We start from the raw sequence: 26,989 nt of genomic DNA, 5'->3' as shown, positions 1-26,989 counted from the left end.
GTTACGCGACGGTGTGCCATTTAGCTGTTCCCATCATCTTCACCGTCGGCAAAACCTGACATGCGTTTCCAGCAGGTTCCGTCAAGGGTGGCGTCCCTTGTCCACAACATAGATGGTTGGTTATCTGGAATTTTATGCGCAGCAGTTTAGATTGATTTTCCCAAAGCATAGGCCTCGTTCAACGCCTTATGCCCTGCAATCTCACCACGCTCATTTACGCCGCCGGCAAAAACTTTTCCCTTAAACTCAGCCTTTTCAAAGCAATCAATCCAGCCGTTAACACCACTGACCGCTTTTTCATCTGTATAAGCTTCATCCTCTGCCGCAGTTGACAACAGATAAACCTCTCTGAACTTGTAATCCCTTGGATATAGAGAATTAGCCCTGTCGATCATGGTCTTCATCTGACCGCTCATCTCGTAATAATAGATCGGTGTAGCCCATACGACAACCTCTGCTTCCAGAATCTTTTCAGTTATCACATTGGCATCATCGGAGATAACACATTTTCCCAGCTTCTGACAAGCAAAACATCCGGTGCAGAAGCCAATCTTCTTGTCCTTTAGCGAAACAATCTCCACGTCATTTCCGGCATCCTTTGCGCCTTTTGCAAAGCTCTCAGCAAGGATATCCGAATTGCTTCCCGTTCTAAGGCTTGTTTCAATTATCAGAATCTTCTTTGCCATATATCCTCCTATTCAACACTGAGTGTGATCGTAACATCACCGTTGCTCCCGGCATAAGAAATACAAAAACGAACAGTATAAATGCTATTCTTATCTTCATACATATTTCCCTGACTGTATGCACTTTTCATCTTCAATGCCAAGATGCCTGAGGCATTCAACAATATCTTCTGTACCCATCTCTTTATTCCCTGTTTGTGTTGTGTTTTCATCTGACATCCTCACTATAATCCATGTACAATCTCTTCGCTAATTGTTATAATGAATATCATGATATTCGCATTTGGCATATCACTTTATTTAAGGGGATTCTTATGGAAATAAGGAATTTAAGATATTTTCTTGCCGTCGCAAGAGAAGAGAACATGTCACGAGCCGCAGAATTACTCCATGTCACACAGCCTACTCTTTCCAAGGCATTAAAGAGTCTTGAGGAAGAACTAGGAAAAAAGCTTTTCACCAGACATAGTTTTTCCATCAAACTCACAGATGAAGGAATGCTACTGCGTGACCGTGCTGAGGATCTTGTTTTAATGGCAGATAAGATCGAGCAGGAATTTGTCTCCTTGGATGATATCACAGGTGGAGACATATACTTTGGTCTGGCGGAATCCTATCAGATCTGTCATCTTGCCCGAGAGATTAAAAAGCTAAAAGACAGATATCCTTCCTTCACCTACCACATCACCAGCGGTGATACTGAGCAGGTAACAGAAAAGCTTGATAAGGGGTTACTGGATTTTGGCGTAATCTGCGAAACACCTAACAAAGATAAATATGACTATGCCACATTCCCTGATACTGACCGCTGGGGTGCTATTATCTTAAAGAGTCATCCCCTGGCAAAGAAAAAGAGCATAAAAGTAGCCGACCTTATAGGGCAGCCACTCTTCTGCTCTGAACAAAGCTGGAATATCGAGATCCCGGAATGGGCCGGGGAGAATTTTTCCAAGCTCCACCTGGAAGGTTCCTTCCGTCTTTCTTATAATGCATCAATGTTTGCCAAGGAAGGCCTGGGTATACTTCTGACCTTTGAGCATCTGATAGACTGCTCCGAAGAAAGCGACCTTGTATTCCGTCCACTTTCTCCCAAGCAGGAAACAAAGCTATATCTTATCTGGAACAAGTACCAGACCTTCACACCTATTGCAGAAAAATTTCTGGCACAGGTAAGGGAGTCGTTTTAAATCAAATTGAACAAATTCTTACAGCGAATAACCCCAATTTTTTGAAGCCTGTCTATAAATGGCTTTTCTTCGCTTACCAAGGTCGATCCAACGTCAAAAAAGAGCCACTCAATATCTTTCATCGTATCCATCATAAACTAAGTCTTAAATTACTATGAAAACATCGGTAAACTGGTTTTCTTAACGCTCAATATCGTTAATAATAATTATGCATATTTATTAATTTTTTCATCCAAAAAAGGAGGTACCATGAGCGGAAAGAGACCTATCCTATTGTGCTCCCTGATACTGTCGGCATGTATGCTCACAGCCTGCGGAGGCTCTGCTTCAGGGACAGCTGTAACCGGTGCCCTGACTGCTTCTGATGTCATCGGTAACTTAAGTCCGTCCTACGACAAGCCGACATCGATCACCATTATGGTGGATGGTACGCTTATCACCCAGGAGAACGGGCGCGATGAATTTGAGGCTCGCTGGGAAGCATTGACCGGCATAGATTTAATAATTATTCAACCTGAACATGATGTTTACTATGATGAGGTCACCAAAGTCTTTGAATCCGGGGATCTTCCGGATGCGGTTCTTCTGAGCTCCTCATATTACACTACCTACGCCGCCAAACAGCTTCTGGCGGACATAACTCCCTATTATTCCGGCTCCGACCTGGAAAGCAAAGTCAATGCCGCAGGCAATGGCTCTCTTATCGACGGCATAAAAATAAATGGAAAGCTCTATGGCATAACTCCCACCAGAGGAAACGGCTGCGTAACCTATATCAAAAAGGCCTGGTTGGACAACGTTGGCATGAGTGCCCCCACCAATTACGCAGAATATCTTGAAATGCTAAAAGCTTTTACGGAAAAAGACCCTGACGGAGACGGTGTCAACGGCAATACCTACGGTGTCTCCGCAGCAGGTATCACCAATAACGAAGCCCCTTACATCAACTATCTGCCGGAATTCTATCAGGACGCCTATCCCTCTTTTTACCAAAAAGATGACGGAACCTGGACAGACGGTTTCTTCGAGGACAGCATGAAGAGTGCCCTTGAGAGGATACAGGATGCTTATTCCAAGGGCTACATTGACAAGACCATCGCCGAAAACGGAACCGGCGACTGTCGAGATAAGTTCTACGCCAATGAATATGGCGTTTTCACCTACTGGGCAGGCACCTGGGCCAAGACCCTGTCAAATAAGCTTGTTGAAGCAGGTATAGACGGCGAGATCGTGGCCATTCCTCCTCTTGAGGAGACCGGAACCTACCTGGAAAGAGTTGCCCCTGTCTGGTGCATAACCTCTTCCTGCAAGAATCCTTCAGGTGTGTACAAATATTTCCTGGAGACCATGTGCGATGGCGGCGAAGTTGAAGAACTGTGGACCTATAGCCCCATTTCTGACAAGTACGCCAAGAACCACATAGATCATCTCCTGGCCACTGTTCCCTTAGTAAACGATCCCGGAGCAGGCAGCATATCAGCAGAACAGGCCGCCGCTCTCGAGCTTTTTAACAATACCAGTAAAATGGCAGATCTGCCCTATGGCACAGATGCATACTCCCTCTACAATGACGACCTAATGGCTCTGAAAAAAGATCTTGTCAAAAAAGTTGTAATTGACGGAGTCGATGTTGCCACAGCCTATTCCGAAATACAGGCAACTGACGCTGTGTTCATGTCCCAGGCAATCGTAGATTCATTAAATGCTGAATAAGGAGGCAGATCAATGAAGAATAACAGAGGCATCAGACTAAGTATAAAAACCAAGATAACTATCGGAAGTGTCCTTATAAATATTATTGTTTGCGCAGTAATGGGTATAGCAATCTACAGATTCGTCCATGAGAGCTATGTTCAGAGCGCATCCAAGAACACCCTCTCAATCTGTCAGATTGCCGCCAATCAGCTAAACGGTAATCTATTAGGGCTCCTTGACACCGGTGCCGACGACAGCTACGCTAACAGCGTAATGAGGAAGGATATGGCCGTTGTGGCAGGCTCTGCCAACTTAAGTGCCATCTATACCGTAGGAAACCGCGGCGGCTCCCTTGTATATCTGTCAACGCCCGCCAATGACAATATTTCAATAGGAACTCCCGTGGAAGCCGATCGTCAGGAAGGCATGCAGGCAGCAATGTCCTCAGATGGCTATGTATCAACAGTTGTTGAAAAAAATGCCGCAGGAGTGGACTATATCACCGCCTATTCTCCTATCAGGGACAATGGCGGTAATACCGTCGGAATCCTTGGAATCGACTATATAGTTAATGACCTTGTTGATTCCCTTAAGTCAATCGTTGAGACCATTATTATCATCGGTGCTATTCTTGCCGTTGTTTCAGCAGTGATTTCCTTTATTCTGGCCAACGGAATCGGCTATGGTCTCGGCGTTGTTGATAAGAAGATCAGTGACCTTGTTACCAATAACGGCGATCTTACCCAGAAGATCGAGGTCAAGGGCAATGATGAAGTCTCGGATATCGCAGACAGTATCAACAGCCTTCTTGAATATATCAGAGGCGTTGTACATTCAATCTCCGACTCCTCCAATCAGCTCTCCGGCTCTGTTGAGACAGCCCTTGATAATACGGTTAGGACCAACGATCAGCTGGACGGTGTATCAGCAACCATGGAGCAGATGAGCGCAGCTATGGAAGAAACCGCTGCTTCTCTTGCACAGGTTCAAGGATCTACCACCAAGATCAAAGACGAAGTACAGGAAATGTACACCAGTGTGCGTGAAGGTACAGACTATGCAGGTCAGATGGAAGAACGTGCTATTGATATGAGAAAGCACGCTGAACAGGAAACTGAGGCTGCCAAGGCTGCCGCAGACGACATGACAAACAACCTTAATGATAAGATTGAGAAATCAAAGGCCGTTGAACAGATCAGCGGACTTACACAGACTATTCTGGAGATCGCATCCCAGACCAACCTCCTGTCCCTCAATGCCAGCATCGAGGCTGCAAGAGCAGGTGAGCACGGCAAGGGTTTTGCGGTTGTTGCTGAGGAGATCAGCGGACTTGCCACCAACTCCGCAGAGACCGCCAAGAAGATCCAGGTTATCTCAGACGAAGTTATCGGCAACGTTAAGGAGCTGGCTGATGAAGCAACCAAGATGGTTGATTTCGTCAGAGAAAAGACCATCGGCGGCTACCAGCAGCTGATGGATACAGGCGTACAGTATCAGGACGACGCCGAGAAGATCTCCGAAATGCTTAAGAACGTAGAGCATGCATCTCAGAATATTGAGAGCTCCATGAACTTCGTATCCGAGGCAATGAACGATGTTGCAACCGCTGTGGATGAGAGTGCAAAGGGCATCGGCGACGTAGCCGGCGCCGTAACGGAAATGTCCGACAACATGAAGCAGAACAAGGTTGTTGCCAACGAAAACGCCAACATCGCACAGCAGCTTGACGGAGAGGTCAACAAGTTCAAGTTCTAGTAGTCAGCAGCAGGTGATTCTCTTCCAGATCGTAAAAAAGAGTGCACTCTGCGCCTGACAGATCAAACACCTTAACTATATCAGATACTCCTTCTGCGCCGGTTAGCGTCTCGACTGTATTCTCACAGCCAAACAGCTTGTCCGGCGCAAATTTTATGGTCTTTTCATTGGCAAAAACAGCCGTGTAGAGAATGTCAGCCTCCACCAGGTCCTGGAAAATATGACTTCCGTAGGACAGCTCCGGGTTGTAGCCCGCTTCCTTCTCTTCCATTTCGCACACAGCCTCGAATTCACTGATGTCGGCAAAAGTAGTCGGAACCCCAAGTTCCGGCGAAGAAGTGCCTATTCTTCCAGGTACCATCAGCATCATATGTCTTCCCTTGTCTCTGAAGGTCCAGTTGATCTTGCCTATCACGCTTGCAATTCCCGGCTTGTCCGCATAGGGCATGTTGTAATAGGCCTTTGGATCCACATAGACTATAAGATCGATGGGGACACTCCTGGAAAGTCCCATGGATGCCCCAACACTCTCAAGAATTATCTTATCCTCGGAAACCCCCTTTGGAATCTCCACTTCTGCTGTATCCTTGAAGACCTGGAGCGGTCTGCACTGCAAGAGGTTAATGGAATATTCTCCGCTCTCCGACAGATTCATGGTGAACTCTATATCAACAGGATGCTCATATTCCGCCTGTATCAGCTGCATCAGCTGCTGCATTCTGGACATGATCTCTTTCTTCTTAACAAGTCCTTTACAGGAAATAAACCTGACATCCCTATATATTCCGCGCTCTTTCAGGGAATCCTCCACCTCATAGTCGTGTTCAAGAAGTGTGTTAATGAGATACTTCGGCAGCTTGGATTCAATATTCCTTAGCTCAAGCCTTGCCAGCGCATGCTCTCCCACGTCCATGGCCTCCACCGCCCTCTGGGAAAACTGGTGTTTCTCCGCAACCGTCACTGAGGACGTTGCTTCAGGCATATCAAGGCTCACAAGCCTTGGGTAGGAGCCCATGGTCCTGTCTACAGCTGAAGTTCCAAGGCCCATTACAAGCCGCAGCATTCCCGCCTTGGGATCGATTCCCGCAAGGAATTTGTAGGGGCTGTAGGAGTAACCTACCCCCGCAGCACAGGGCATGTAATAAGGTCCATAATAAGAACCTGAAACCCTCTGAACCAGCAGCGCCATCTGCTCATCTCTTTTTTCCAGGCCGCGTCTCTTTCTGTAATCAAGGGCTGACAGACTCATGGTGCTGGCATAAACCGTCCTAATGGCATTCTCGAACTCCAGAAGCCTTTCCTCCAGCGTTCCACGGTTGGCGCAGAACACAGATTCATATTTGCCGGCAAAAGCGTTCCCAAAGCCGTCCTCCAAGATACTGCTGGAGCGCACAATAAATGGATCCTGCCCATAATACTCCAGGATATGCCTAAACCTTGTCCTAAGCTCCTCCGAGAAAACGCCCTGTTTCAGCTTATCCGAGAACTCCTCTGCCAGAGAAAAATACTCCTCCTCTGTCCTCTGCCTGACTCTCAGCTCCCAGAACTCGTTGTCAACGATATAGGTATAATAAATATCCGATCCGATGAAAAAGGAATCATGGGGCTCCAAAACCTCGTTTATCTCAGGGCTCATATTCCTGATGATAGCCCTTGCCAGCAACATTCCGCAGGCCTTTCCTCCCACGAGGCCGGTACCAATCATATGGCTTCTGACATTAAAATAATCCTCAGGCCTGAAGTGCTTTTTGACCATCTGGCGCATCTTCTCGTCCCTTGTCATCATGACCTTGCACATGATATCGCAGGAATCATCAAGGTTCATGTGGTTGTCATACTGCATTTTCGCATAGTTAAAAAATCTGTCCCAGAAATCGATGTACTGATCCTCCCCCGGCCTCTGGAAATTATCCAGCAGCTGATAGAAGCGACTTGACTGAACACCGTCCAATATAGGTCTGAAGGTATTCTCCTCCTTCTTGTAAATATGGGGCAGAAACATGGTCTCAGAGTCGCGGTTCCAGACCTTTTCCGGCCTCACATATACATTCCTTGAATCTGAGTAGACATCAAGAAACAGCTGGGTTGTGTTAAGGATCTTATTTATGGCATGAAAGGAATGTTTTCCTCTGATGATCGGGAAAAAAGCCACCGTATCAAGAATAAACAGAAATGGACAGGTAACTCTGAAAAAGTTGCCCATCATAAGGTCAGTAGCCCAGGCAATCTGCAGCTCTGACAGGCAGTCAAATACGTAGAAGGCATCCTTACCTTCTTTTTCTATGGCATTGTGAATCTCCACTGTGAAAGTCTCGAACCTGTGGGACAGCGGAATGTGCATGGTTTTGACCTCAGGGCAGTCCTCCACCAGGGGCTCGTGGGTAGCAAAACGGAAGTATATGATGTTTCGCTTGTCCTTCTTGGCCTGTTCAATGTATGGGTCCACGAAGAGCTTGAATTCGGACAGGTCAGAGACTCTGAATACCACGTTGTCTCCAAGTCTGATGCTGTCAAGGGCTGTGTCCATCTCCGGAATTCCCGAATAAATGCGGTCAAATGCTGCCATAAGTCTACCTCCTGATCGCCTATCCTACAAATAAAAAAGGCAAAGGTCGCTCTCCTACAGAAAGCTCCTTTGCCTCTTACTAATTTTATTATATTATACTATTTCCGTTTAGTGTAGCGGTAATTCAGCCGGAGTACTGGATTCCTTCAGAATTCTCTCCAAATTACATATTCACCTTGAATGTATCGAACATATCCTCATCTTCTTGTTTATCGTCAGAACTCCCCACGCCTTCCTGTTTGCGGGAGACGCAGGCGGAATAAATATGGCCTCGCTTATGACGCTACTCTCTACCCTGCCAAGGTTGGTGATACAATGTCCGTCACGCTTTTCATAGCCGAACATCTTGCTGCCGACAAATCTGCCGGCCTTGCTCTCAAAATTTCCAAGAGTCGATATAGCTATGGCATCGAGTAGCTCGGGATCCATATTGAAATAACACGAAAGAACAAGCATTTCCTTATCAGGCTTACTTATGATGCTCCCGACTTCATGATCTACAGCCTTGGCAAGTTCAATTATCTCTGAACTTTTCTTCTTAACCACCACGCCGAAGGCAGTAGCATAGTTTCCAAGAGCACCTTCCTTATAGTTTTTGATCTTATTCCTTATGTCGGAAGCTATGACCACCCTATCCGTGCTCTCATCGATCATCATCTTAGCAACAAGATAATCATTGAGCGATACCCCGTTTTCTCTGCACAGATCAAGGAGAGTATCAAGCTCTTCTTCGTCAATATTCATTATTTTGCGCTTAATATCCTGTTTCGAATCATGATCACGTTCAAACTTAAGATACTCCTCGTAGCTGACCTTGTGCCCTTCTTTACGCCATTTCTTATTGGCATCCTTGATGAGCAACTTGCTGATAAATCCAAGGTTGCTGCCGTCGGGAAGGTCATTAAGACTTTCCATAAGCTTCTCATCAACAGGCTGCGGCTTCACATCGTTCGCATAATAATCTGCAAACTCCCGCACCAGCTGAAGAAGTCCTCTTCCGTCGCAAAGAAGATGATGCGTTATAAAAAGGACCCTCGTGCCGCTCTCGGAAGGATAAACAAAGACCTTAAGCAGTGCTTCCTTTTGAACGTTCCAGCCGGCTGAGGATACTGCCTCATAATCAGTCTGCCAGTTATCGTTTACTTTTTTTATTGTTACAGGGATTTCAAGCTCCGATTGCTCTTCATAATATATCCCGGAACTTCCCTGCTCCTTAGCGATCAGACTTCTCATAAGCGGATGAGCTGACCTTAGAACATCTATGCTCTTGATGATCCTGTTCTCATCAAACTCGGCCCCAATCTCGGCTACGATGCCAAAGTGCATATTCGGACACATATAGTGCGCCCTTTCCGTATGCAAATATTTTCTGTCTGACATAGGTTTATCTTTCCTTTTTTATCCTATCTGCTTAGTTATCGTACTTTTCTTGCGATAGCCCGCTTTTCATTTGAATCTGTAATATTTACGATCATCCCATCTCCCCCTTATTTCCATGGCCTGACTTTACCGATCCAGCCATTCTCATTCCAATACTTAAAGTCGGTATATTCAGGATTCTGCTTACCCAGGCTCGTCTGCAGCATCCTTACGATATAGAACTTTACTTTAACTATAGCACTTGTATGGCCCGGTTTATCATAATTTATGGCGTGAAATTTTTGAGCAACACTGCTTAGTTTCTTTTGGAAGGATGCTTTCTTCTTGTCCTCGATCTTGTCCCAGTCAATTTCAGACATCAGTTTGAAGCTTACGACTTTGATGGCAGAAATGCCCCACCAGGACAGGCTGTCCTTAATATCCTTAGCTGTAGATTTACCCCCGGTTCCAAGGCACTGTGTGATTATCACTGCCCGCTTTCCGAACATTTCCTTTGCCGGGCGATGAGGCATCCACCTATAGCCAAAATGGTCAAGCATAGCCTTCATTGCACCGGTTGTATGGAATACATATGCCGGTGATGTAAAAACAAGAAGATCTGCTTCAAATAAGGACTTCTCGATCTTCTGAACCTTTTCAGCATCCTTGCAGAGGTTCTGATTATTCCTGAAGCATGCAGTACATCCCGTGCAAAACCCCGGACCATCCTTGGGAAGATAGTATTCGGTGATCTCTGCATCAGCTCTGAACTGTTCTAAAAAGATTTCTTTCATTCTGTAGGTTACGCCGTGCTTTTCAGTTCCATTAATTACAGTGATCTTCATTTTGTACTCCTCCGCGATCTCGTCTTGTTATCCATAATGGAGTTCTCATCTCTTGCGTACAGTTTGTTAAACTGCCGAATGTGAGCTTCCAGTGTCTTAAGTGCCTCTTCCTCACGTTCGGGTTCCCGATCGCATATGGTCAGAAGCATATATATCGGTGCGTAAAAATGCAATGTCATGATCTCCACATTCTCGGTCTGCAAAACGCCGGAGGAGACCATCAGCCCAAACATCATGCCCTGATAGGAAAGCGGATCATCAACATACTGTTTCATATATGCATCCGCAAGCTTCTTATCATGAAACTGCTCTATGGTGAGCATCTTACGAAAACGCCTTGTGTAGTCATCGTGCAGAAAATATTTAAACAGATTGTTCCCCAGCGCAATCAGCTGCTCTTCCGATATATGCCTGTAGATCTCGGAATCCACTACTGCATCCGCTCCGTTTATCTGTAATGCACCTGCCTCCTCCAAAAATCGCCTGCTCATCTCTTCAATGATGGCATCGAAGATAGCCTGCTTGTTTTTATAATGTTTGTATAAGGATGGAGCCTTAATGCCTACCTTCTCTGCAATATCCGCAACATAAACATTTGCATATCCCTTCTCGGAAAACAGTGTCAATGCTTCATCCAATATCCTGCGCTTGGTATCCATTTCGTCTCCTCTTCATAATTGGCTAATCTGAATTAGCTTAATTGTAGGCTAATTTGAATTAGCCGTCAAGAGCAGCAATAAAACAGAGGGTACTCTTTTCCGAGCACCCTCCTGATCATTGAACTCTATTCTTTTTTTTGCCATGCCAATCCAGTATAGACAGCGCTCATTTTAATGTTACTGTTTTATGAACACCGCCCTATAACAGGCAGCTCTCAGAAAAGCATTATCTCATCCCCAACATATCAAGTATTCCGAGGAAGAGCAAATAAAACACAAAACAAATACCTACTTGAAATCCAAAACCGTTATCAAACTCATCATAGCTTCCTTTCATACGTCTCACCACTAAAAATCAAATCGTTATAAATCAAGCCAAAAGAAACTTATGTATAGGTATTACTTCTATTTCATGACCATCTCTTTCAATGCTTCTTTCTTCTTCATTTGTAACTATTATCAGCTTTTTTACGCCTTCAGTTTTCTCTGCAAAAGATACGAGGCTCCTCGTCTCACGTTCTTCCGCATCTCCAAGAGCATAAGCAACCTGTATTGCACAGCCTTCTTCCGGCAGATAAAAGTCAATGTCTATGCCGGTCTGCTTGGATTTACAATAGTAAACATCATCCTCATATCTGCGTTTAAGATGAACTGCGACTGCATTTTCCAAAAGAGCTGATGGCTTATCCACCAAAAACAGTGAAAGCAGACCATTATCATAAAAATAAAACCTCGGGATACTCTCTTTTTCTGCAAACTTGGAAACATAATTCTTTGTCCTGAACAGCAGATATGCATTCTCAGCGTAGGCAGTATACTCTATCATTGAATCAGTAGAAGTCTTGGTTCCTGTAGCCTTAACATTGCCTGCAAGTGTATTAAATGAAACCTCATGCATCACTGTCTCTGCAATCTTTTTTATCATGAGCCGGAGTGCCATTTTATTCTTAACCTGCTCACGCTCCATGATATCGCCAAGCAGGACCTTCTCATAAACGCTCTTTATGTATTCCCTTTTATTATTCAGAAGCTGTGCTTCAGGGAATCCTCCGTCTGAGACATATTCCTGACATGCTCTTCTTATCTTCGCAGATTTTGAAGTAGTGAGAAGGGCTGCGTCATCATGCGCAATCTTTTTATAGTCCAGCGCTTCACCAAATGAGAAAGGCATGATCATCTTTGGTATATATCTTCCACCCAGGATGCTTGCCATCTCTGAACTGAGCATTTTTGCATTACTTCCGGTAATGTATACACGCTTTTTCTGGTCTGCCATTCTCCTGGCAAAATGCTCCCACCCTTCTATGATCTGAATCTCGTCAAAGAAATAATAAATATCTTTTGCATCCGTCAGTTCATAGGCCGTTTCTACGATGTCGTTGAAATCATTCATAGTAAATCCCAGTAATCTGTCGTCCTCAAAATTCACATAGATTATCTGAGACCAGTCGCAGCCTTCAGCCACAAGCTCTTTTGCAATCTTATATAAAAGGGTGGACTTGCCGGATCTACGTAGTCCTACCAATACATAGTTTACATTTTTTTCGAAGGAATAATCTCTTTCGATAATATCAGCATTCTTTATTACTTCAATTTGATCAAAAATGACCTGCTTCAATATACTGTGGTTCATATACAAGCCTCCAAAAAACTTTCGTTTTTGTACTTTACTTTAACTATATTTTATCGTGTGCATACGACAAAATCAACATTAAATATAGTATATGTAAAAAGGGTCGTCAAATTTCGACAACCCTCAACATAAACCTATATCATCTTCCACACAAAGCTATAATCCGGCATTTTATTTTCCATAGCAGCTTTCAGCTCATCTACCTGTGCCTTGACTTCGTGATGTTCTGCATATACTCGTCAACATCTATACCCCTTTCATCAATATAAATGACGAAGAGCATTTTTGTTTATTTCGCAAATTTGAAGTTTTATTATTTTTGCGAATCAGAAAGCCACCTGGCGATATCGACAATCCTTTTCAGAGATTCTCTGAAGACTACATCCGGAAAAAACCATTGATGTTGTAATTACTCCAGCTATAGCTCTAGCGAATATCTTTTTCATTATGCCCTCCGGGTTACGTATATATGACCTGCTCCAAATATGACTGCAGATACTATCAACGGGATATTAAGCATGGTTATTCCGCTTAATAAAAACTGCGTGAAGCCCGAACAAAACTGCAGGTTGCATATATATGTAATCTGTTTTTTTGTTCGGTCTTACACCGTTTGTTTACGAAAAAATATAAAACGCTAAGCTTTGGTTATTACAGCAATAGCGCATGGCATGCGCCCGTCGACCACATGATACTCTACTCCGGTATATCCCTTGTCTTCAAAAAATGCCTTATATGAATCCAGATCAAACTGCCTTTTGAAATCTGCTCCGAGAAGAGTAATGAACTTAACCGCTGCTGTTCCCGTTCCCTTTGACATATTGATATAAGTCGGAATGATGATCTCACCTCCCGGCTTAACTACCCTTTCCAATTCATGAAGTGCCTTCTCCGGGTCAGGCAACAAATGGATCACGTTACCTGCAACCACTTTATCAAAGCGGGCATCTTTGCATTTGATATTTGTAATATCAGCTTTCTTGAACACAGCATTCGGGTAATTCCGGCATTTCTTTGCTGCTCTCCGAAGCATCCCGGTTGCAAAGTCTGTTGCGATCAACTTTTTACACTTCTGTGCAATATATATACTGATAGCACCTGTTCCACATGCGCATTCCAATACTTCATCCGACGAATCTATAAGTTCTGCAACCTTTTTCCCGGTACCGATATATACCTTGCCGTTATAAATATTTTCAAATATGTCATATAAAGGTGAAATCTTGTCCCAAAACATGTCTTTAATCTCCTCAACACCTAGTAGCAAATTATCTTTAAATTGAACTTACTATTCGATTGTGAAACTCTCCGTCTTCAAATCACAATAGTACCTTCCGCTCTCAGCGGTGAACTTCAATACACAATAATCCGGATCGGTAACCCCGCCCTTATAGAACATCGTATCACCTTTACGCCAGATCATATCTTTGGTCTCTTGGTCTGTCAGTACTTCCATTTTGCCTTTCAGCATAACACCTACGTACTTTATCAATCCTTTATGATAGAAGTAAATACAGGCATTGGGATTATTCATGTACTGTTTTACTCTCATTGAAGATGTGTTTGTCGAAAAATAGAAACTCTTTATGCCTTCCATCTTTCTCGGCTTCAACATAGCTTTCACATTCGGAAATCCCTCTTCATCAACTGAACAGATGAAAGCAACCTTCTGTTTTCTGATAAAACTCTCAATAATACTGTTATCCATAATGCTCCTCTATTATTCTGGAAGTTAAAGTGTGTCTTACTATTGGAGTCCGACACGCGAATAGCAAACTATGACTGATACAAGTGTTTGACTACTCCACAAATTCCCGCACATAACACTCATATAAAGATTGCTTCATCCCACAAGTGTCTTTTTCAGGTCTTTTTCAGGTAAATACAGCAATATCGACACTCATATGGCAATTCCATTGATTTACAAGTGTTAGCACATTCAGATTAGGCACTCCTGCAATAATCCAACCATTTTTCAAGTGTTTATGCCTCTTTTCTCAAACACTCCTATAATGAGCCGATGTTCTCACAAGTGTCTTTCTATCAAAATGCTGCTACAGAAAGCACTCATAATCCCATCAGACCGCTCCATGGAAAATAATGTCAAACTCTTCCCGTGGTATGCCATTTTCCCCATAATATCCTCGAAGGAAGCTCTCGGCCAGGTCAAACCGATATTGCATCTCTTCCGTATCGTGATTGAATTCCACAAATTGCATGATAAACGGCCAGCCCAAATCCAGAAACCTGCTGCCGATACCGGAATCGTCCAGGTCGACCAATACGACTCTGCCGTTCTGATCAAGCATTGTGTTGTTCGGCCCCAAGTCCGTATGAACAAAACACTGATCCAGTTTTTCGAAATCGGGAATACCATCAAGAAATCTGCTGATTAAATCTTCTCATCTTTCTAAACATGGTAAACCTCATTCTTTCGCCAAAATCTTCAGTCCTGTTATTCCAATTACAATCAGAATAACACATATCACTTGTGGAATTGTGAGCTTTTCATGGAAAAGAATTATTCCCAGCAACGTAGTTCCAACAATTCCCATACCGGTCCACATGGCATATGCTGTTCCCAGCGGTAGCTGCTTCAACGCTATCGAAAGAAATACTGCGCTGGCTATATACCCGGCACCGGTTATTATAGATGGAATCAGCAGTGAAAATCCATCGGACATTTTCATAGTTACCGCCCATGTAATTTCAAGAGCACCTGCAATAAACAAATAGATCCATTTCATAGAAAACCTCCAAATAACAAAATACGCCATTTCCTTACCTGCTAAGACCTAACGGTAAAGAAATGACGTTAATCCCACTACTCGGTAGCAATGGGCGCCTGTTTATTTTCTTTCATCAACTATACTGGGTAAAGAGCTTTCCCGTACAGGCTGAAACAATAAAAAAGCATGACAAAAAGCAATAAACCCAGAAATACTCTTTTCATCCCATCACATCCTCTGTACCATCTCACTTTCTATGCCGCCGATCACTTACCATCCGGGAAGCTGGTGAAGCATCCTCTCTCAACTTCCGGATAACCGTATTTCACCTTGGCATCAGAAAACGCCTTGATCATAAAGCTCATATTCCGTGCAAGGTTTCTCATAGTCTGAAGTCCTTCCAGATCTTTTTTGACATCATCCGCAGTAAATCCATGTACCTGATTCCAATAAGTTGAAGACACCACCGGCATACCGCTGATGGTAAAGTATTTGTTCAATACATCAAAGCTTGCCGTATTGCCTCCTCTTGTGCAGCTTACTACTGCAGCTCCTACCTTCATATGCTTTGAAAAATGTGTGCTGTAGAACAACCTGTCCATGAAGGAAATGATACTTCCATTTGGAGATCCATAGTATACCGGACTTCCCACAACCAGCCCATCCGCTTCTTCAAGCTTGGGTGCGACTTCATTTACGAGATCATCAAACACACACTTTCCGGTTTCGCTGCATTTGTTACAGGAAATGCAGCCTCTGATATCTTTTGTTCCTACCTGGATCAGTTCTGTCCCGACTCCTTCCTCTTCAAACACTTTGATCATTTCATCAAGTGCAGTCGCTGTACAACCGTGTTGATGTGGGCTCCCGTTTAAGATGAGCACTTTATTCATTCGTTCGTTCTCCGATCTTTATTATTATTTCAGTTTCAATCCGTCCTTAAAGGCTTCGCCTGCTCTGCCACTTACATTATAGTAATTTTCTGTCAATACCAGTCATGCTTTTCGCCCCGATCCAACAGTAAAATCTTCTCCATTTCATCTTCTGTCAGTTCAAACCCGAACAGATCGAGGTTCTCTTTTATATGATCCGGATTTCCTGATCCCGGTATGACCACGATACCTCTTTGCAGATCCCATCGCAGAATAACCTGCGCAGATGATACTCCGTGAGCTTCTGCGATGGATTTTATAGTCTCATCACCGAGAAGTTCTGATGTATCTGTTTATCCTCCGACACTTAAGCCGATTGTAACGTCACCGTTTCCGAACGTATCTTCAAGTTCCTTTTCATTAAGTCCCGTAATCTTTCCCAGCCTTGTATATGCCCAGGAATTTGAACCGTAAAATATGACTATCTGGTTTCCTGAATAAAGTACAATGTCACCCGGACTTGTAGTCATCTGACTGTCATTCCTCGGAAGAGAAGTACCAATACTACCGACCTGCTCAAATCCCCCATACATAGCCATATTGATCTTCATTTCGGATCTGGCAAGATCTTTGAGCGCATCCACGCTCTCATTATCTTCCCATTCAACAGATAAGTTTTTGTCTTCGACCGAAAGGAGTAATTCATCCATAACTATTACCTTTTCTCTTGATTCCTCTTGTTCCGGCATCCCATTGCTGCCGTTCTCCTGAGAAGCAGTCAGAGTCGTTTCTTCTGCTTCTCCGGGAATCTCTTCCTGCTCCCTTATTGAGACCGCACTATCATTTGATGTTCTACCTGCACACGCCGAGATTACAAACATCATCATGATCACGCAGATGGCGCTCTTTGCTCTTTTCATTCATCCACCTTTATTTAAGATGCTCACTCATAAAACTCTCTATCTTATCGAACGGGATATAATCCTTGTCACCGCCGTCATACAGATCTGTGTGTACAGCATCAGGAATGATCATTAGTTCCTTGTTATCCGCATACTTGCTGTCCTTTGTCATATATGCATAGGCATCCTTTGAGAAATAGCACGAATGAGCCTTTTCTCCGTGGATAAGAAGCACCGCACTTCTGATCTCGTTTGAATATTTCAGGATGGGCTGGTTTATGAAAGACTCACATCCGGTCACATTCCAACCACCATTAGAGTTAAGGCTTCTTGCATGATATCCACGATCGGTCTTGTAATAGCTATGGTAATCCTTAACAAAGAAAGGTGCATCCGAAGGCAACGGATCGACAACTCCACCGCCAAGCTTATAATCACCCGATTTCAGATCCTCCAGCCTCTGAGCACACATAGCTTTCTTCTTCTCATAACGTGCCTCTTCACTGTCCTCACTGTCAAAGTAACCTTTTGCGTTCACCCTGGTCATATCATACATGGTGGATGCCACGGTTGCCTTTATTCTCGTATCAAGCGCCGCCGTATTGATCGCCATTCCGCCCCAGCCGCAGATACCTATGATCCCTATCCTGTCAGGACAGGCTCTGTCATTCAGGGAAAGAAAGTCAACCGCCGCCATGAAATCCTCAGTATTGATATCCGGGGAAGCCATATATCTTACGTTCCCGCCACTTTCTCCGGTAAAAGAAGGATCAAATGCTATTGTCAAAAAGCCTCTCTCTGCCATGGTCTGTGCATACAATCCACTACACTGCTCCTTAACTGCACCAAAGGGACCGCATACTGCGATTGCGGGAAGTCTGCCCTCTTTATCTTTGGGTACATACAGATCTGCCGCAAGTGTTATCCCATATCGGTTCACAAAGGTCACCTTGCTGTGGTCTACCTTATCGCTCATAGGGAATGTTTTGTCCCATTCAGTTACCAGTTTCAGTTCTTCCTTTTTGATCATGATTGCATCCTCCGTTCTCTTATCACTGTTTATCCGCTTCTTTTTGTGTCTGTCTGATCAGATAGTCCATCCGATCAACCTTCCTCTGACTGTCGTGCATTTCCTCCACCAGATCACATCGACATTTTCGAAGATACTTTACGAGCCCATCCATATCTCCTGCTTCGTAAAGCGCTTTTGCTCTTCTTGTTCCTTCCGCAGAGCATCCACTGTCTGTAAGATTTTCTATCAGTGCTTTTACTTCCATCTGTCCTACCTCGTATCCTCATTATATTTACTTGACGAATTCTTCGCTAATGACCAAAATGAATATCGTGATATTCCAAAATGGAATGTCATGTAGCAATGAGCAGTGCAAAAAGCCAAACTCTGAAAATACGATTACTTGAAATTTCCGGAAGCCGATGTCTGGGGAGCTGTCATGCCTTCTGATCACCCTCTCGCCAAGAAGAAGTCCGTTAGAGTAAAGGATCTTATCGGTAGGCCATTATTCTGCTCTGAACAAAGCTGGAACAACGAAATTCCTCAATGGGCAAGGGATAGTTTTGACAAGCTTCATCTTGAGGGCTCTTTCCGTCTGTCCTATAACGGTTCCATGTTTGCAAAGGAAGGGCTTGGGATTCTGCTAACCTTTGAGCATCTGATCGACTGCTCCAAAGAGAGCGGGCTTGTTTTTCGTCCCCTTTCACCTAAACAGACATCCGAGTTGTATCTGATATGGAATAAATATCCTTCTTTTACTCCCATAGCACTTATTATTGGAACATTTTCCTTCTGTGCCCTAAGGATCAGTTCAATTTTTGCAGTTACTGTATCAACCGCATCAACAATATAATCATATTCATGAAAAGGAAATTCATCAGCATTTTCCGGCAAGAAAAAGCATTTGTGTATTTCTACATCTACATCCGGATTTATCTCCAGCATGCGTTCCTTCATCACCTCTGCCTTGTACTTTCCAACTGTTTTTCTTGTAGCAATTATCTGTCTGTTCAAATTAGTCAGACAAACTTTGTCATCATCTATCAAATCAAAAGAGCCAATACCGCTACGGACCAGGGCTTCACATACATATCCGCCCACGCCTCCAATGCCAAAGACAGCTACTTTCTTTTTATATAAGGATTCCATCCCTTCCTGTCCCAAAAGAAGCTGGGTTCTAGAAAACTGGTTAAGCATACCTATTATTCCTTCATAAACAAAACACTATAGTCACTGAAAAAGTATAGTATCTGCATTTACATACTATGTCAATTGGTTTTTGGGATAAAAAATATTATTTTCCATTAGTACCACATCCCCTAGGCCACGGCTTCCATCTCCTCGTTAATCATGTCCTCACTTTCAGCCATAGCCTTAAGTGTCATCTCAAGAAGCTTATCCAGTTCCCAGCCAAGCTGCTGCGTCCATGGCAATCATGAAATCCTTCCGCCTTCCATTGCAAGAATATCGTCTGCAATCCTCATGGTGGATTCTCTGTGTGAAACAAGAATAACGGTTTTTTCCTTCGATTCTTCCTTTAGTGATTTCAGGATTACCGCTTCGTTTAAGCTGTCGAGATTACTTGTAGGTTCATCAAGAAGCATAAACGGTGCATTATGAAGAAACGCTCTTGCAAGGCCGATTCTTTGCTTTTCTCCGCCTGACAGAGTGCTTCCCAGCTCACCGACTACAGTATCGTATCCGTTGGGAAGGGTCATTATAAAGTCATGTATAGATGCTTTTTTGCAGGCCTCCACAACCTCTTCATCTGTTGCATTCAAGTTTCCGATGCGGATATTGTTGGCGATGGTGTCTTTAAAAAGCTGGGTTTCCTGGGTCATATAACTTTCCATATCTCGAAGATTATCTGTATTTATCTCATGGATATTTTTGCCTGACACAAGAATTTCACCTTTACCGGCATTCCAAAATCTCATAAGCAGTTTCAAAAGCGTTGACTTACCGCATCCACTCTTTCCAACAATGCCTATGATCTTTCCACGGGGTATCGGAAGTGATACGTTATCCAGCACATCTTCTCCGGCGTAGGCAAAAGAGACTTCTTTTACCTCAGCTCCATGAAAGTCTATTGTTGTTTTCCCGACTACATCTTCCGTCTCAGGTTCTTCATCAATGATAGCAAGCACCCTTGCCCCGGATGCCACCGTACTCTGGAGCGTCGTACCAAGTGCAGCCAAAGCTGTAACAGGGCCAAATGATGACATCAGCGCGATCATCGGAATAAGAAATCCGTCAAATCCCACCTGCCCCTTCTGATAAAGCCAGGTGCACGCAAGTAACATTACGATATCGGAGAGCAGGATCAGTATATTTGCTATGGCCATATTTGTTCCGGTAAGCCTGCTAAGAGCTCCTTGTCGTTCCGATAAGTCTTTAGTTCTGTCACCTATTTCCTGTAGCCTTTTTTCACCGTAGGAATACTGAAGCGTATCATCTATTCCTCTGATACTTTCAAGCATATGGGCAGAAAGCTCCCCTGACTGAGCCCGCAGCTCATCTCCTGTCGTCCCGCTCCGTTTTGAAATAATCATAGGAAGCACCGCTCCCACAAGAAGGAATGATATAAGTGCCAAAATTCCAAGAAGAAGATGAAAGCTTCCGATAAACAGACACATGATAGTTTCTGATACGATAGCAATACATATGGGCGAAATGGTATGGGCATAAAACACTTCCAGTAGTTCCACATCTGACGTGATAAGAGATATCAGATCCCCCTTATCTCTTCCCTCCAGCTTAGCAGGACATAGTCTTCTAAGTGCCTTAAATACCCTGTCTCTTATAATCGCAAGTAGTGTAAATGCAATGTAATGGTTGGTTCTTTGTTCAGAAAAACGGAATATTGCCCTAAGTACCGCGAATATAAGGAGCAGAAGGACCAGTGTATTCCATGATATTTTTGTCTGCAGCCCAAGGCCAATAAGAATAGCCTCCCCGCCAAGTATCGGTATAAACTCTGCTGTGAGGAATCCCAATGTTCCCAGAACTACTGCCAGAATCATAAATCCTGCAAGAGGCTTAACCAGTTTTAGCATTCTAAAAAGGATCAGTGCCTTGTTTTGCTTCTTCATGCTATGGCACCTCCTTTTCCGTATTCCTCAAGCTCTTTCTGGGTATTCCAAAGTTCTCTGTACACAGGATCTGATTCTAAAAGCTCTGCATGTGTACCGGCTCCGGAAACTCTGCCGTTCTCCATACAATAAATCTTATCTGCATCCATTACGTTCGCAAGCCGGTGCGTGATCATGATAACTGTCTTTGTTCTTGCAAGCTTCTTTATCTCTGAAAGAATCAGTTCTTCGCTCTCAATATCTATGTTGCTTGTAGCTTCGTCAAAGATATAAACCTTTGAATTATGTAATATAGCCCTGGCAAGAGCAAGTCTTTGCTTCTGTCCTCCTGACAGATTCCCTGCATTCTCTGTAAGGATTGTATCAAGCCCTTTTTCTCCTCTGAAGAAGCCATCGATTTCACACTCTGCAAGCGCATTCCAAAGATTTTCTTCAGATGCATCAGAATCCGCTAAAAGAAGATTTTCCCGCACAGTTCCCTTAAAGAAGGTACTACCAATACCAACGTAGTTTATATTTTTGAAAAGGCTTTCCTCACTGATATCTGAAACACTTCTCCTTGCTATTGTAAGTGCTCCTTGCTTTATAGAATTGCGCCCCATGATAAGCGAAGCGATGGTGGATTTACCACTTCCGCTCTCTCCCACTATTCCGGTAAATGTGTTTTCACAAATCTCCATTGAAATATCAGTAAGAACCTGTTTTTCGTCGTCATAGGAAAAACTGACATCTTTTAATCTAATATCAAGCCCGGTATCTGGTAGCTCTGCAGACTTTTCCTTTGGTTCCTCTTCACTAAGGAACTTAAATATCCTGTCACTTGCTGCCATTCCGTTCATGGCCACATGGAAATAACTACCCAGTTTTCGCATAGGCAAAAAGAAATCTGCAGACAAAAGAATCATAAAGACAGTGCTCTGCAAAGTTATACTTCCATCTATAAAGCTTTTCCCAGCAAGAGCGATACCAAGAGCCGCTCCGCCGTATGCAAAGAAATCCATGATGATAATGGAATTAAGCTGCATAGTGAGAACCTTCATGGTGATACGTCTGAAGTTCTCTGATTCCGCATTCATCTGCTCATTCTTATAAGCATCTGCTCTGTAAGTCTTTAGTGTAGTCATCCCCTGAAGATTTTCAAGAAATGTGCTTCCAAGCTTAGCATACTGATCCCAGTACTTGGAAAGGAGCTTTTTTGCAATCTTCTGAACCATCATGATGGCCCCGGGAATAAGGGGAACGCAGATAAGTAATACTGCTGCCACCTTGAAGCTCCCTGCAATACCGAACAATACAAACAATGTAATCGGGGCAATGAAGGCATAGAAAAACTGTGGGACATACATCCCGAAATAACTTTCCAACTGTTCCACACCTTCAACCGATTCCTGCACAAGCTCTGCAGTCGCCACATGCTCCCTATAGGTGTTGCCAAGTCTTAGTATCTTCCTGTAAATCTGCTGCCTCATGACACGCTTAACTGTTTTCGAAGCAAGATAACTCATCTGAGTTGTTTTCTTTGTCATAAAGAAACGAACTACAAGCACACAGGCCAGCACAACAATAGCTGCAACCATATCAGTTGCAGACATTTCTTTCACGTACAGCTTCCCAACAGTGTTTGCAATGATAAAAATCATCGCAGCATTCATCATGAGTTCAATCCACTGACAGATGATGTTTCCCACTATATACCTTTTACTCTCCGGGCACATGGCCATCAATCTTTTATCAAACATCTATCTCTCCAACTATGTGTGATCAGTTATTATTCTTCCCCCTTAAACTGCCATCTGCATAAATTCATCGATAGCTTTCAGTACCGGTTCTGCGTATTCTTTCCCGCCGGGCTTCAGCACTCTGTGGGTCTCTCTGAACGCTTTTTTCTTATCGGGAAATGCATGAAATCCGTTCATAGATAGAACGATATCAAAAGAATTAGCTTCCATAGGAAGATGTCCAACGTCCCCCCGAATACAGGAAATATTTGAATATCCTTCAAGTCTCTTTCTAGCCTGCTCTATCATGTCAACGCTATAGTCAAGGCAGGTTATCTGAGCATCCGGCAGAGACTTCCATTTCTGCTCTGTAAACACTGCCGTTCCCACCGGCACATCAAGTATAGCCCCCTTATAATTCTCAGGTATGTAAGAAAGAATCTTCCTTGCTATCTCATTGTCGTTAGTTCCGCTCCAAAAGATCTTAATATACATTTTGCTAAAAATGCTTCCCTGAGTCAGCACATCGTCATATATGTTCTTAGCTGCCTGATATGCCTTCTGAATCTTATCAGCCATTACAGTCCCCTCCCACGTATGTCTGACTACATATTTTTCATGAAAAACATTATCAATTACACCGCCCAAATAATATGTTAGCACCAGCTAACTTCTTTTTCAAGAATATTCCCGCATCTTCAGATAGATTACTCCTAAAGTAAAAAAGCCGGAAAGTATTATGTAACTGTACTTTCCGACTTCTCTATTATTGTTTCTTATATCCGGTATACATTGTAAGCAGAAAACATATTACCGTTGCCCATGCAAAAAACTTGTGACACTTCATTTTAACTCCTCTCTTTCTGCATCTCTCTTAAGATTAGTCATACTATGAAGCCCCAAGGCTATTGTAGAACCGTTGTGCAATGTAGCACTTGTGGCAGGTGTTATGGTTCCCAGCAGGCCCAGAGCGATCAGTCCCAGATTAAAACCAACCACAAACCTGTAATTAAAATGTATTCTCTTCATCAGAAGGCCACTGAGTTCTTTCAGAGTAATAAGCTTATACAGGTCGTCCTCTGATATCATTACATCCGCGATCTGGCGGGCAAGCTGCGCTCCCTCACTGATCGCAATTCCGCAGTCCGCTTCTGAAAGTGCCGGAGAATCATTTATTCCATCGCCGATCATTACGACTGTGTGGCCTTTTGCCTTCTCCTGCTGAATGAATCCGGCTTTTTCCTCAGGAAGAACCTCCGCATAATATGAATCAACGCCAACATCTTTAGCAACTCTTTTGGCAATATGCTTTGAATCCCCGGTCATCATGACAATATTCTTAAATCCGACTTCATGAAGTTTTTTAATAACATCAGGAGCTTCAGGTCTGAGCGGATCCTCCAAGCATATCACAGCCGACAGCCTTCCGCCTATAGCCAGGAACAGCCTCGAATACTGTTTTGAAATGCCATCCAGCTTATCCTGCTCTCCTTCAGGGATCACGCACTGCTCGTCCTCCATGACAAAGTGCCAGCTACCAATGACAACCTTCTGACCATCTATATCAGAAGCAATTCCATGGGCAACCACATACTCCACCTTACTGTGCATTTCATTATGCTCAAGTCCCTTATTAGCGGCTTCAGCAACTACGGCATTAGCAATGGAGTGGGGATAGTGCTCTTCAAGACAGGCCGCTATTCGCAACATCTCATCCTTATCATTTCCCGAAAATGTAACAACATCCACAACCTTAGGTGTGGCCATTGTAAGCGTTCCGGTCTTATCAAAAACTATGGTATCAGCATCCGCAATAGCTTCCAGGAATTTTCCGCCTTTTACTGTAAGATGGTTATCCTGACACTCACGCATGGCAGAAAGCACTGTCACCGGCATTGAAAGCTTTAATGCGCAGGAAAAGTCCACCATCAGTACAGATAACGCCTTGGTAACATTTCTTGTTATCAGATAAGCAAGAATAGTTCCACCAAGAGTATATGGAACCAGTCTGTCCGCCAGATGCTCTGCCCTTGATTCCACTCCGGACTTGAGCTGTTCAGACTCTTCGATCATTTTAATGATCTTCTCATATCTGGTTGCTCCGGAGGCCTTCTCAACCTTAAGGACTATATCTCCTTCTTCTATAACTGTTCCGGCGTAGACATAAGCCCCCTCTTTTTTCTCTACGGGGATTCCTTCACCGGTGAGAGTTGCCTGATTGACCATAGCCTCTCCCGAGACAACTGTTCCATCAAGAGGGATCACGCTTCCCACTCTCACAGAGATCTCATCTCCGGGCGCAACCTGGCTGATGGGCACCTGTACTTCAACACCGTCCTTCTTAAGCCAGACTCTGTCCGATTTAAGGGCCATACTTCTTGCCAGGTCGTCCACCGACTTTTTATGAGTCCATTCTTCAAGCAGATCTCCGACTCCAAGAAGGAACATGACTGAGGAAGCGGTCTGATAATCTCCGGTCAAAAGAGATACCGTTATAGCCGTAGCATCAAGAACCGATACCTCAAGCTTTTTGTTCTTAATAAGACTTACAAGTCCTCTATAGATAAACTTTACAGCCATTATCCAGGCTTTTATCCTTCGTATGGGCGTTGGCAGAAAGAAGTTGCAGCCATAGTGAAGAATAACCTTTGTGATCAGCTTTTCTTTATAAGACGCCATAAGTTCTCTTCCGGTATTCTCCGGAACAAGGGCTTTAACTTCTTCCGCGTCAGCATCAAAACTGCAGACCTTGGCAAGCAGCTCCTGCCTGCTGCCTTTATATACAACTACTGCATCCGCACTTCTCTCATAGACGGTAGCCTTTTCCACACCATCAAGAGAAAGCAGATAGTATTGTAATCTATCTGCTTCTTCATAAGAAAAACGTCTTTTTGGCATGGAAAAACGAATACGTCCGTTTATCTCATGTTTAATGACAATTTTCATATTCTATTATTCTCCGACTACTGCCTCATCTTCCTTTGCCTTGCGGTCAGCATTTATCTCTTTAGCCTCAGCAAGAATATCATCACAGTTCTCCTGAACCTTGTTTGCCGTATCCATTACGCAGTCTTTTGCCCTAAGCACCGCGGCTGTAGTATGTGTATAGCACTTCTTTGCATCCTTACTGGAAAGTACCTTTACACCTGCCGTCCCAAAAAGGACTCCACCTAAAAACCACACAACATGATGCCAATTCTTCATAAAAATCATCTCCTGTTCGCTTTTTTCTTTTCCAAATGCAAAACAAACAAATGCAGAATCCTCCCCACATTTGTTTGCTTCTTAAGCTTATCACAATCTGAAGAACCCTAAAATATGCGTAATTGATAACTTTTCTCAAAAAGGCATTACAATAAATCAAATTACTAAATAAATTCATTTGTGATAGTCATCACGTCTTTAAGCGTATCTATATCTGTCAGAGCATCTCCTGTAGCCAGTGAATGATTGGCATTTGGATATACGTGCATGGGAATCTCTTTTTCTTTTGCCTTGGAAAGAGCATCCTCTACATTTGCTATTGGGTCCTTGTCACCCATAAAGGCTACAATACTTCCGGTAGCCTTTTCATAGGCCTCCATCACCGGTGTATACCACACCTGCTTAAGAGCAAGATCATGCTCAGAAGCATAGGTAGTTCCAACTATTGTCCCGAAGCTTTTCCCAATAAATACAACTGTCTCATACTTGCCAAAGTCAATCTCGTCAAGCCTCCCCGCAGCATACTGATAGGCCTTACCTGTCACTGCATCCATCTCATTCTTGTTACGGTAGTTTACCCCTTCAAAAAACTTGTCGTAATCAACGCTTACAATTTCGTAGCCCTTCTTCTTAGCTATAGTTATTGCATAGTAAAGAAGAGGTTTGTCCTTGGTATACCCGGTTCCGGGCAGGATTACTGCCAGCTTATTGGAATTCATAATATGTCCTCCGATACTTTGTGAAGTTGTTTATATTCCGATATACCTTGCGATAAGGTAAGACTTCTTGCGGGCTTTTTCCTCTTTGCTCGCCAGAAGTCATATCTTTATTATAAACCTGGGAAAAGGTTCCTTTGGTTACCCAAAAGGCCCCTACAGACACTCATAATGCAAATTCTAATTGATGCAAGTGTCAGATTTACTACTGAAATCTTCGGAACTAGCACTCGTTTAAAGATTGGTTCCTCTCACAAGTGTCTTTTTCAGGGAAAATTCAAGAATATCCAGCAATATCTACACTCATATGGCAATTCCATTGATTTGCAAGTGTTCACACCTCCAGTTTAGACACTCCT

The 26,989-nt window shown here is 43.5% G+C and carries 25 protein-coding genes and 2 pseudogenes; 4 read left to right on the top strand and 23 right to left on the bottom strand.

Annotated features, from left to right (window positions below; translation table 11 throughout):
* Positions 1 to 146 precede the first annotated feature (146 nt).
* Complete coding sequence (locus G588_RS0115970) at positions 147 to 686, bottom strand: flavodoxin family protein (RefSeq protein ID WP_022779718.1); 540 nt, start codon at positions 684 to 686, stop codon at positions 147 to 149.
* Between the two features lie 96 nt (positions 687 to 782).
* Positions 783 to 905, bottom strand: a complete 123-nt coding sequence (locus G588_RS23290; protein WP_278246668.1) for a hypothetical protein — start codon at positions 903 to 905, stop codon at positions 783 to 785.
* A gap of 95 nt (positions 906 to 1,000) precedes the next feature.
* On the opposite strand from G588_RS23290, the gene G588_RS0115960 reads away from it, so the two are divergent.
* From G588_RS0115960 to G588_RS0115945, 3 genes are all read left to right on the top strand, one after another.
* A complete protein-coding gene (locus G588_RS0115960) occupies positions 1,001 to 1,873 on the top strand; it encodes a LysR family transcriptional regulator (RefSeq protein ID WP_022779716.1) in 873 nt (290 codons plus the stop codon).
* Between the two features lie 249 nt (positions 1,874 to 2,122).
* Positions 2,123 to 3,586, top strand: a complete 1,464-nt coding sequence (locus G588_RS0115950; RefSeq protein WP_022779715.1) for an extracellular solute-binding protein — start codon at positions 2,123 to 2,125, stop codon at positions 3,584 to 3,586.
* Positions 3,587 to 3,598: 12 nt separating this feature from the next.
* Entirely contained in the window at positions 3,599 to 5,323 is a 1,725-nt protein-coding gene (locus G588_RS0115945; protein ID WP_022779714.1) for a methyl-accepting chemotaxis protein, read from the top strand.
* On the opposite strand, the gene G588_RS0115940 is transcribed toward G588_RS0115945, so the two are convergent.
* The 14 genes and pseudogenes from G588_RS0115940 to G588_RS0115875 form a co-directional block, all read right to left on the bottom strand.
* Positions 5,313 to 7,889 carry a PEP/pyruvate-binding domain-containing protein gene (locus tag G588_RS0115940; protein ID WP_022779713.1) on the bottom strand — a complete coding sequence of 859 codons (2,577 nt, stop codon included), beginning with the start codon at positions 7,887 to 7,889 and terminating at the stop codon, positions 5,313 to 5,315. The two genes, G588_RS0115945 and G588_RS0115940, sit on opposite strands and share 11 nt — an antisense overlap.
* Before the next feature lie 171 nt (positions 7,890 to 8,060).
* A complete protein-coding gene (locus tag G588_RS0115935) occupies positions 8,061 to 9,269 on the bottom strand; it encodes a condensation domain-containing protein (protein WP_022779712.1) in 1,209 nt (402 codons plus the stop codon).
* Between the two features lie 107 nt (positions 9,270 to 9,376).
* A complete protein-coding gene (locus tag G588_RS0115930; RefSeq protein WP_022779711.1) occupies positions 9,377 to 10,093 on the bottom strand; it encodes a flavodoxin family protein in 717 nt (238 codons plus the stop codon).
* The gene (locus G588_RS20715) at positions 10,090 to 10,752 is read right to left on the bottom strand and encodes a TetR/AcrR family transcriptional regulator (RefSeq protein ID WP_022779710.1); all 663 of its coding nucleotides are present in this window, start codon (positions 10,750 to 10,752) and stop codon (positions 10,090 to 10,092) included. The genes G588_RS0115930 and G588_RS20715 overlap by 4 nt, the downstream gene beginning before the upstream one ends.
* A gap of 370 nt (positions 10,753 to 11,122) precedes the next feature.
* On the bottom strand, positions 11,123 to 12,385 hold the full coding sequence (locus tag G588_RS0115920; RefSeq protein ID WP_022779709.1) for an ATP-binding protein: 1,263 nt from the start codon (positions 12,383 to 12,385) through the stop codon (positions 11,123 to 11,125).
* A 637-nt stretch (positions 12,386 to 13,022) separates the two neighbouring features.
* Positions 13,023 to 13,622 (bottom strand): class I SAM-dependent methyltransferase, encoded by a 600-nt coding sequence (locus G588_RS0115915; protein WP_022779708.1) that lies wholly within the window; start codon positions 13,620 to 13,622, stop codon positions 13,023 to 13,025.
* A 51-nt stretch (positions 13,623 to 13,673) separates the two neighbouring features.
* Positions 13,674 to 14,093, bottom strand: coding sequence for a pyridoxamine 5'-phosphate oxidase family protein (locus tag G588_RS0115910; RefSeq protein ID WP_022779707.1), 420 nt, complete (start codon positions 14,091 to 14,093; stop codon positions 13,674 to 13,676).
* 370 nt (positions 14,094 to 14,463) lie between these two features.
* Positions 14,464 to 14,778 carry a phosphotransferase family protein gene (locus G588_RS22210; RefSeq protein WP_081644387.1) on the bottom strand — a complete coding sequence of 105 codons (315 nt, stop codon included), beginning with the start codon at positions 14,776 to 14,778 and terminating at the stop codon, positions 14,464 to 14,466.
* A gap of 33 nt (positions 14,779 to 14,811) precedes the next feature.
* The gene (locus G588_RS0115900) at positions 14,812 to 15,132 is read right to left on the bottom strand and encodes a DMT family transporter (RefSeq protein WP_022779705.1); all 321 of its coding nucleotides are present in this window, start codon (positions 15,130 to 15,132) and stop codon (positions 14,812 to 14,814) included.
* A gap of 248 nt (positions 15,133 to 15,380) precedes the next feature.
* A complete protein-coding gene (locus tag G588_RS0115895; RefSeq protein WP_022779704.1) occupies positions 15,381 to 16,007 on the bottom strand; it encodes a flavodoxin family protein in 627 nt (208 codons plus the stop codon).
* A 92-nt stretch (positions 16,008 to 16,099) separates the two neighbouring features.
* Positions 16,100 to 16,309: pseudogene (locus G588_RS23470) on the bottom strand (aldo/keto reductase); the annotation flags it as partial.
* Between the two features lie 30 nt (positions 16,310 to 16,339).
* On the bottom strand, positions 16,340 to 16,906 hold the full coding sequence (locus tag G588_RS0115885; RefSeq protein ID WP_022779702.1) for a cyclophilin-like fold protein: 567 nt from the start codon (positions 16,904 to 16,906) through the stop codon (positions 16,340 to 16,342).
* A 10-nt stretch (positions 16,907 to 16,916) separates the two neighbouring features.
* Positions 16,917 to 17,918: an alpha/beta hydrolase gene (locus G588_RS0115880; RefSeq protein WP_022779701.1), complete on the bottom strand. Its 1,002-nt coding sequence runs from the start codon at positions 17,916 to 17,918 to the stop codon at positions 16,917 to 16,919.
* 22 nt (positions 17,919 to 17,940) lie between these two features.
* Positions 17,941 to 18,165 (bottom strand): hypothetical protein, encoded by a 225-nt coding sequence (locus tag G588_RS0115875; protein ID WP_022779700.1) that lies wholly within the window; start codon positions 18,163 to 18,165, stop codon positions 17,941 to 17,943.
* A 174-nt stretch (positions 18,166 to 18,339) separates the two neighbouring features.
* Here G588_RS0115875 and G588_RS23465 point away from each other — a divergent pair, with 174 nt between their 5' ends.
* Positions 18,340 to 18,753 (top strand): LysR family transcriptional regulator substrate-binding protein, encoded by a 414-nt coding sequence (locus G588_RS23465; protein WP_242830382.1) that lies wholly within the window; start codon positions 18,340 to 18,342, stop codon positions 18,751 to 18,753.
* On the opposite strand, the pseudogene G588_RS20710 reads toward G588_RS23465, so the two are convergent.
* The 7 genes and pseudogenes from G588_RS20710 to G588_RS20700 all read right to left on the bottom strand — a co-directional run.
* Positions 18,660 to 19,097: pseudogene (locus G588_RS20710) on the bottom strand (tRNA threonylcarbamoyladenosine dehydratase); the annotation flags it as partial. The gene G588_RS23465 and the pseudogene G588_RS20710 sit on opposite strands and share 94 nt — an antisense overlap.
* A gap of 236 nt (positions 19,098 to 19,333) precedes the next feature.
* A complete protein-coding gene (locus G588_RS0115860) occupies positions 19,334 to 20,992 on the bottom strand; it encodes an amino acid ABC transporter ATP-binding/permease protein (RefSeq protein ID WP_022779697.1) in 1,659 nt (552 codons plus the stop codon).
* Positions 20,989 to 22,731: an ABC transporter ATP-binding protein/permease gene (locus tag G588_RS0115855; protein WP_022779696.1), complete on the bottom strand. Its 1,743-nt coding sequence runs from the start codon at positions 22,729 to 22,731 to the stop codon at positions 20,989 to 20,991. The genes G588_RS0115860 and G588_RS0115855 overlap by 4 nt, the downstream gene beginning before the upstream one ends.
* A 42-nt stretch (positions 22,732 to 22,773) precedes the next feature.
* Positions 22,774 to 23,289: a class I SAM-dependent methyltransferase gene (locus G588_RS20705; protein ID WP_022779695.1), complete on the bottom strand. Its 516-nt coding sequence runs from the start codon at positions 23,287 to 23,289 to the stop codon at positions 22,774 to 22,776.
* A 264-nt stretch (positions 23,290 to 23,553) separates the two neighbouring features.
* A complete protein-coding gene (locus G588_RS0115845; RefSeq protein WP_022779694.1) occupies positions 23,554 to 25,656 on the bottom strand; it encodes a heavy metal translocating P-type ATPase in 2,103 nt (700 codons plus the stop codon).
* Between the two features lie 6 nt (positions 25,657 to 25,662).
* The gene (locus G588_RS0115840) at positions 25,663 to 25,914 is read right to left on the bottom strand and encodes a DUF6110 family protein (RefSeq protein ID WP_026668843.1); all 252 of its coding nucleotides are present in this window, start codon (positions 25,912 to 25,914) and stop codon (positions 25,663 to 25,665) included.
* A gap of 164 nt (positions 25,915 to 26,078) precedes the next feature.
* Positions 26,079 to 26,633 carry a dienelactone hydrolase family protein gene (locus tag G588_RS20700; protein ID WP_022779692.1) on the bottom strand — a complete coding sequence of 185 codons (555 nt, stop codon included), beginning with the start codon at positions 26,631 to 26,633 and terminating at the stop codon, positions 26,079 to 26,081.
* Between the last annotated feature and the right edge of the window lie 356 nt (positions 26,634 to 26,989).

Origin of the sequence: Butyrivibrio sp. AE3009 (assembly GCF_000420845.1) — a bacterium.
Lineage (GTDB): Bacteria > Bacillota > Clostridia > Lachnospirales > Lachnospiraceae > Butyrivibrio.
This window is presented reverse-complemented; position numbering and strand designations above follow the sequence as displayed.